The sequence below is a fragment of the Agromyces sp. GXQ0307 genome (genome assembly GCF_044769845.1).
GTDB lineage: Bacteria > Actinomycetota > Actinomycetes > Actinomycetales > Microbacteriaceae > Agromyces.
This window is the reverse complement of sequence record NZ_JBIZVY010000008.1, coordinates 1-1,293: the sequence shown is the minus strand read 5'-3', so window position 1 is coordinate 1,293 and position 1,293 is coordinate 1. Positions and strand designations below refer to the sequence as shown.

Sequence of the window (1,293 nt, the reverse complement as noted above, 5' to 3'; positions counted from 1 at the left end):
GGGTCTGCTGCACGAATAGGTGACAGGTTGGTTTAGGCCGCGAGGGCCAGGTTGTTGGTCATGATGGTCTCGAACTCGACCGGAGTCAAACGGCCGAGCCCGGCCTGCCGGCGGCGCCGGTGGTAGGTGCGTTCGATCCAGGTCACGATCGCGATGCGGAGCTCTTCCCGGGTAGCCCAGGTGCGACGGTTCAGGACGTTCTTCTGCAGCAGGCTGAAGAAGGATTCCATCGCCGCGTTGTCGCCGCAGGACGCGACTCGGCCCATGGAGCCGACCAAGCGGTGCCGAGCCAGGGCTCTCCGGAATTTCCGGCTGCGGAATTGGCTGCCCCGGTCGCTGTGCACGATGCAGCCGGCGACGTCGCCGCGGAGTGCGACGGCGTTGCCCAATGCCCGAACGGCCAGGCTCGACTTCATTCGCGAGTCGATCGAGTAGCCGACGATCTTGTTCGAGTAGACGTCCTTGACGGCGCAGAGATAGAGCTTGCCCTCGGCGGTCTTGTGCTCGGTGATGTCCGTCAGCCACAGCTGGTTCGGGGTGTCGGCGGTGAACTCGTGCCGGATACGCCCGTCCGCGTCGATCACGGTGCACAGGTCGTCGTGGACGGCCGGGCCTGGCCGCTTGCCGTTCTTGGCGCGCTTCTTGCCGAACACGCTCCACCAGCCGTTGTCCGAGGCGATCCGCCACGCGGTCCGGTCGGCCATCGGCTGGCCGGCTTCGCGGGCCTCGTCGGCGAGCAGCCGGTACCCGAACTCCGGATCGTCCCGGTGCGCGTCGAACAGCACATTCGCCCGGTAGGCCTCGAGAAGTTCACGATCGGTCACCAGAGCGGCCCGCCACCGGTAGTACGGCTGGCGGGAGAGCTTCAGAACCCGGCACGACACCGTCACGGGGATCCCCGCGTCGGCGAGCTCAGCAACGAGCGGGTACATCATTTTCCCGGCAAGTTCGCCTGCGCCAAGTACGCCGCCGCTTTGCGAAGCACCTCGTTCTCCTGCTCGAGCAGTCGGTTGCGTTTGCGCAGCTCCCGCAGCTCGGCCGACTCCGAGACGCTCATCCCGGGCTTCTTGCCGTCTTCGACATCGGCGGCGCGCAACCAGTTCTGCAGACACGTCTCACTGACACCGAAGTCAGCCGCGATCTGCTTGATCGACACACCGTCCTCGCGGGATCGCGCGACCCGCACGACATCGTCGCGGAACTCACGCGGATAGGGCTTGGGCATGAAGACATCCTCCCAGCAGCGCCACACGGCACCACAGCTCAGGTGTCACCTACCCGTGCAGCAGACCC

The 1,293-nt window shown here is 66.1% G+C and carries 1 protein-coding gene; it reads right to left on the bottom strand.

The window, feature by feature from the left end; translation table 11 throughout:
* Positions 1-32: 32 nt before the first annotated feature.
* Positions 33-1,225 (bottom strand): IS3 family transposase gene (locus tag ACIQH8_RS17580; RefSeq protein ID WP_401001159.1). Its coding sequence is split into 2 segments (ribosomal slippage): positions 33-950 and positions 953-1,225, totalling 1,191 coding nucleotides; the frame shifts between segments, so codons are not numbered across the junction.
* Positions 1,226-1,293: the final 68 nt, after the last annotated feature.